Source organism: Streptomyces sp. NPDC059037 (genome assembly GCF_042740015.1).
Taxonomy (GTDB): Bacteria; Actinomycetota; Actinomycetes; order Streptomycetales; family Streptomycetaceae; genus Streptomyces.
On sequence record NZ_JBHYIG010000102.1, the window covers coordinates 1 to 6,512 of the forward strand.

General features: G+C 69.8%; 2 protein-coding genes. One reads left to right on the top strand and one right to left on the bottom strand.

Going from position 1 to position 6,512, the window contains the following annotated elements:
* Positions 1-136 precede the first annotated feature (136 nt).
* A complete protein-coding gene (locus ACFWY6_RS21635) occupies positions 137-5,119 on the bottom strand; it encodes an NAD-glutamate dehydrogenase (protein ID WP_384692728.1) in 4,983 nt (1,660 codons plus the stop codon).
* 505 nt (positions 5,120-5,624) lie between these two features.
* Between ACFWY6_RS21635 and ACFWY6_RS21640 the strand changes: the two genes are divergently transcribed.
* Complete coding sequence (locus ACFWY6_RS21640; RefSeq protein ID WP_266866320.1) at positions 5,625-6,191, top strand: DJ-1/PfpI family protein; 567 nt, start codon at positions 5,625-5,627, stop codon at positions 6,189-6,191.
* Positions 6,192-6,512: the final 321 nt, after the last annotated feature.

Here is a 6,512-nt window from a genome sequence, read left to right on the forward strand (position 1 = left end):
CGCACCGGCCGGTGTCGTGGGAGGGGCCTGTGTGGTAACCCCCCCGGGTGGGGGGGGGGGGGTTTGGCGAGGGCGGCATCGCCTCGCGGGGCCCCCGGGTCCCCGCGTGGGTGGGCGCCCCTCGGCGTGCGGCGTACTACGAGTGCGTACGCAGCAGCGTCCGCATCGTCCGCATCGCGACCGACAGGTTCGCCAGGTCGAACGCGTCCGAGCTCTGGATCTCGTCCAGCGTCGTCCGCGAACGGCTCAGGATCGCCGTGTTCTTCTCCTCCCAGGCCTTGAACCGCTGCTCGGGAGTGGCCTCGCCGTTCCCCGCGGAGAGCACGTCCGCCGTGAGGGCGGCGTGCGCCGCGTACAGGTCCTCACGGATCGAAGCGCGCGCCATCGACTGCCAGCGGTCGGCCCGCGGCAGCTCGATGATGCGGTCCATGAGCTGGGTGATCCGCAGCCGGTCGGCGAGGTCGTAGTAGATCTCGGCGACGGCCATCGGGTCCTTGCCCGTGCGGTCGGCGATCGCGACGATGTCGAGCGACGGGAAGGCCGAGGAGAACCCGGCGACCCGCTGGGCGAGTTCGTCGGGGACGCCCGCGCCCGCGAGCTCGTCGCGGATGCCCTCGTACCACTCCAGGTCGGAGCCGCGAAGCAGCTTCGGCAGCTCGGACCAGACCTCGGCGACGCCCTTGCTGAAGAACTCGATGGTCTCGGCGAGCTGCAGCGGCTGCGGCCGGTTGTTGAGCAGCCAGCGCGTGCCGCGCTCGACGAGCCGGCGCGAGTGCAGCCGGACCTGCGTCTGGACATCGGCCGCCACGACGTTGTCGAGCGCCTCGACGGCGTCCCAGACCTTGCTCAGACCGAAGATCTCACGGGCCGCGAGCTGCGCCCTGACGATCTCCTCCAGGGAGGCCCCGGTCTCCTCGCGCAGACGGTGCAGGAACGTCGAACCGCCCGTGTTCACCGTGTCGTTGACGAGCACCGTCGTGATGATCTCGCGACGCAGCGCGTGCCCGTCGACCTGCTCGGGGAACTTCTCGCGCAGCGCCTGCGGGAAGTACGCGTGCAGCAGCCGCTGCAGATACGCGTCGTCCGGCAGCGACGTCTGGATCAGCTCGTCGGCGGCCGTGATCTTCGTGTACGCGAGGAGCACGGCGAGCTCGGGCTGGCTGAGCCCGCGGCCGGAGTTGAGCAGCTCGCGGATCTGCCGGTCGGCCGGCAGGAACTCCAGGCCCCGGTCCAGATGCCCGTCGCGGCCCAGGCGCCGCATGAAGCGCTGGTGGGCGTGGAGCAGGGACGGCGACTGGAAGACCGCGTTCGACAGGGCGGTGTTCTGCGCGTAGTTGTTGCGCAGGACCAGCTCCCCGACCTCGTCGGTCATCGCGGCGAGGAACTTGTTGCGCTGCTTGACGGTCATGTCGCCGTTCGCGACGACCGCGTTGAGCAGGATCTTGATGTTCACCTCGTGGTCGGAGGTGTCCACGCCCGCGCTGTTGTCGATGGCGTCGGTGTTGATGTGCCCGCCGGTGCGCGCGAACTCGATGCGTCCCAGCTGGGTCAGACCGAGGTTGCCGCCCTCGCCGACGACCTTGACGCGCAGATCGGCGCCGTCGACACGGATCGCGTCGTTCGCCTTGTCGCCGACGTCCGTGTTCGCCTCGGCCGACGACTTCACGTACGTGCCGATGCCGCCGTTCCACAAGAGGTCGACCGGGGCTTGGAGGATGGTCCGCATCAGGTCGGCGGGGGTCATCTTGGCGACGCCCGACTCGATGCCGAGTGCCTCACGGATGTGCGCGTTGAGCTGGATCGCCTTGGCGCTGCGCGGGAAGATCCCGCCGCCCGCGGAGAGCAGCTCCTTGTTGTAGTCCGCCCAGGAGCTGCGCGGCAGCTCGAAGAGGCGGCGGCGCTCCGCGTACGACGTCGCGGCGTCAGGCCGCGGGTCGATGAAGATGTGCCGGTGGTCGAAGGCGGCGACGAGCCGGATGTGCTCGGAGAGCAGCATGCCGTTGCCGAACACGTCACCGGACATGTCGCCGACGCCGACGACCGTGAAGTCCTCGGTCTGGGTGTCGGTGCCCAGCTCCCGGAAGTGCCGCTTGACGGACTCCCAGGCGCCGCGGGCGGTGATGCCCATGCCCTTGTGGTCGTAGCCGGCCGAGCCGCCGGAGGCGAAGGCGTCACCGAGCCAGAAGTTGTACGACTCGGCGACCTCGTTGGCGATGTCCGAGAACGTCGCGGTGCCCTTGTCGGCGGCGACCACCAGGTACGTGTCGTCCTCGTCGTGCCGGACGACGTCCGCCGGGGGCACGACCTCGCCCGCGACCAGGTTGTCGGTGATGTCGAGCAGCGCCGAGATGAACGTCTTGTAGCAGGCCACGCCCTCGGCCAGCCACGCGTCGCGGTCCACGGCCGGGTCGGGCAGCTGCTTGGCGACGAAGCCGCCCTTGGCGCCCACCGGCACGATGACGGTGTTCTTCACCATCTGCGCCTTGACCAGGCCGAGGATCTCGGTACGGAAGTCCTCCTTGCGGTCGGACCAGCGCAGACCGCCGCGCGCGACCTTGCCGAAGCGCAGGTGCACACCCTCGACACGCGGCGAGTACACCCAGATCTCGTACGCCGGACGGGGCGCGGGAAGGTCGGGGATGGCCTGCGGGTCGAACTTCATGGAGACGTAGTTGTGCGGCTTGCCGCCCACCGCCTCCTGACCCCTCTTGTCGCTTCCCTCGCTTGCGCTCTGGAAGAAGTTGGTCCGCAGGGTCGCCTTGATGACGGTGAGGAAGGACCGCAGGATCCGGTCCTCGTCCAGGCTGACGACCTGGTCGAGCGCCCCGTCAAGCTCCTCCAGGAGCCCGTCGGTCAGCTCGGTCCCGGCGCTCTGGCGGTCCGGGGACATCCGCGCCTCGAAGAGCGAGACGAGCAGCCGGGTGGTGTGGACGTTGTTGCGGAGGGTGTCCTCCATGTAGTCCTGGCTGAACGTGGAGCCCGCCTGGCGCAGGTACTTGGCGTAGGCGCGGAGCACCATCGCCTGGCGCCAGTTGAGCCCGGCCCGCAGGACCAGCGAGTTGAAGCCGTCGACCTCGGCCTCGCCCGTCCAGGCGGCGGCGAAGGCCTCCTGGAAGCGCTCGCGGCCGTCGTCGCCGAGGTAGTCGCCGTTGCCGTTCTGGGACTTGGGCAGGCGAAGCCCGAAGTCGTAGATCCACGCGTTCGTACGGTCCGTGCAGCGCAGCTCGTACGGACGCTCGTCGGTGACCTCGACGCCGAGGCGCTGCAGCACCGGCAGCACGGCGGAGAGGGAGACCTGGGCGCCCGAGCGGTAGATCTTGAAGCGGCGCTCACCGGGGGCGGCGCCCACCGGCTCGTACAGGCTGAGCGCGAAGTCCTCGTGGCCGGCCTTCAGCCGCTCCAGGTGCACCAGGTCGGCGACGGCGGCGCGCGGCGTGTGGTCCGCCTTGTAGCCCTCGGGGAAGGCGCCCGAGTAGCTGCGGAGCAGCTCGGCGGCGCGCTCCTCGCCGCACTCCGCGGTCAGCGCCTCGGCGAAGCCGTCGGCCCAGGAGCGGGCGGCCTCGACGAGCCGCGCCTCGATGCGGTCGGTGTCGGCTTCGGTGAGCTGCGGCAGACCGCCGCCCGGCGCGACCCGGACCACGAAGTGCAGCCGGGAGAGGATCGACTCCGTGTTCCAGGCGGTGAAGTCGACGCTGGTGCCGCCGAGCTCCTCCTTGAGGATGTCGATGATCCGCAGCCGTACGCCCGTGGTGTAGCGGTCGCGGGGCAGGTAGACCAGGGCGGAGTAGTAGCGCCCGTACTCGTCCTTGCGCAGGTAGAGCCGCAGCCGGCGGCGCTCCTGGAGGTAGAGGACGCTGGTGACGATCGCGCGGAGCTCATCCGGCGGGGTCTGGAAGAGCTCGTCGCGCGGGTACGTCTCCAGGATCTGGAGCAGGTCGCGGCCGTCGTGGCTGTTGGGCGAGAAGCCCGCGCCCTTGAGGACCTCGTCGACCTTCTTGCGGATGACCGGCACGCGGCGGACGGACTCGGTGTAGGCGGCGGACGAGAAGAGCCCGAGGAACCGCCGCTCGCCGATCACGTTCCCCTCGGCGTCGAACTTCTTCACGCCGACGTAGTCGAGGTAGCTGGGCCGGTGCACGGTGGCGCGGCTGTTGGCCTTGGTCAGCACCAGAAGCTTGTGCTCACGGGCCTTCGCGCGCGCGTCCGCGGGCAGCCGGCTGAAGGAGGGGCTCACCGGGTGGTGGTCCTCGCCGCCGTGCTGCGGGTCGGCGCGCAGAATACCGAGGCCGGTGCCCGGGACGGCGGTCAGCGAGTCGTCGTCCGTGAGGTCGTACTCGCGGAAGCCGAGGAAGGTGAAGTGGTTGTCGGCGAGCCAGCGAAGCAGCTCGCGGGCCTCGTCGACCTCCTGGTCGCGCAGGTCGTCGGCGGTCGGCTCGGTGGGGAGCTCATCGGCGATGCGCAGCGCGGCGTCGCGCATCTTCTCCCAGTCCTCGACGGTCTCGCGTACGTCGGACAGGATCCGGAGCAGATCGGCGCTGATCTGCTTCAGGTCCGCGCGGTCGGTCTCGCGGTCCATCTCGACGTGGATCCACGACTCGGTGACCGCGTCATGCGGACGCTCGGCACCGAGATCCGTCGTCAGGACCTGGAGCAGCTTGCCGGTCAGATCCCGTCGCACCACGACCTGGGGGTGGATGACGACATGGATGCCGCGCCCCTGCCGGGAGAGCTCATTGGTGACCGAGTCGACAAGGAAGGGCATGTCGTCCGTGACCACCTCGACGACGGAGTGGCTGCACTGCCAGCCGTTCTCCTCGACGGTCGGGGTGTGCACCCGGACGTTGGCCGTGCCCTGGGGGCGGTTCTCGGCCAGCCGGTAATGGGAGAAGGCGGCTCCGAAGACGTCGTCCGGGTCACGGTCGGCCAGGTCTTCCGGGGCGGTGTGCAGGTAGTAGCGCTGGAGGAACGCGAGGACCGTGTCCTGGTCGGGTGTGGCCTCGTCGCCCTTCGACCCGGTGGGTGCCCCGTTCGGTAGGCGCCCCCCAACCGGGCTGTTCTCAGCTACGCGGGCTGCCCGGGTGAGCAGCTCGGCCTTGGCTTCGTCCAGCTTGGTCTGCATTGTCCTCTGACTCCTGTCGCGCGCCGTTGCGTGACGTAGAAGGAAGTGATTCGACGTAACGCCACGACGCGGGGTCTCCGGTCGAAGTCGACGTTATGCCGCGGTGAGAGATGAGCGGGCGGTTATGCGCCATTGTCGGCACGGCCGGCGGGTTCGCCGACCGGTGGCCGAGGTGATCTGGCTGGCCGCACCGCGAAGAAGCGTCAGCGACGGCCCGGGCACGGATGTCATCCGTGTTCCCCGGGCGCAGGACGGGGGCGCTCGCGCCCCCGCGGGATATCGCGCTGATCACGGGTCAAGGCTATCGCCCCGCACCCGGGACTCGTCATGAGCCGTATGTGTACAAAAGAGGGGGTGCAACTTTGACAGTCTGCACAGAGACTTCCCGCCATCCGTCGGCTGTCGGCCCCCTTGGCAAACCGGACGGGCGGATGCACGTTGAGCGGGACGGACGGACAGTTGAAGCAGACCCGACGGGCAGACCTCACCTGGGGAGCGAGCACCGATGGCGGCCAAGATCCTGATAGTGACCGGTGACGCGGCGGAGTCACTGGAGGTCCTCTACCCCTACCAGCGGCTGCGCGAGGAGGGGTACGACGTGCACATCGCCGCCCCCGCCCGCAAGAAGCTGCAGTTCGTGGTGCACGACTTCGAGCCAGGTTTCGACACGTACACGGAGAAGCCCGGCTACACCTGGCCCGCAGACCTCGCCTTCTCCGAAGTGGATCCCGGTCAGTACGCCGCCCTGGTGATCCCGGGCGGCCGGGCCCCGGAGTATCTGCGCAACGACCCCGAGCTCCGCAAGATCCTCAAATCCTTCTTCGACGCCGACAAGCCGGTCGCCCAGATCTGCCACGGCCCGCTCCTGACGGCGGCGATCGGCGGCCTGACCGGCCGCAGGGTCACGGCGTATCCGGCCCTGGAGATGGACATGCAGGCGGCGGGCGCGACCTTCCAGGACGCGGAGGCGGTGGTCGACGGCACACTGGTCTCGGCCCGCGCCTGGCCCGATCACTCCCGGTGGATGAGGGAGTTCCTCACGGTACTGAGGGCGAAGGCGCCGGTGACGTAGCGGGGCGGCCGCGCCCTTCCGCTACGTATACCGATCAAGCCCACTCCCGCGAAATGCGTATACGGGTACGAGGCGGTACCGATGCGCGGCACCCGCCCGTACCGCCAGGCTGTTCCTGTGCCGCTTCCCGGACGGACCGGGGGCGGGGCGCCGGACAGTGAAGTGGTCATCTCCCCCACGTCTGTCGTGGCTAACGGCGCCCGCCCGGGACCTCCAGGAAGCGGCACAAGGCGGTCGGGGGTGGGCCCGGGCGCGGGCGGGCTCAGCCCCCGCGGGGTGCGGGGGGCTGGGGGGCGGGTAGGAACGCGCGACCGCGCGCCA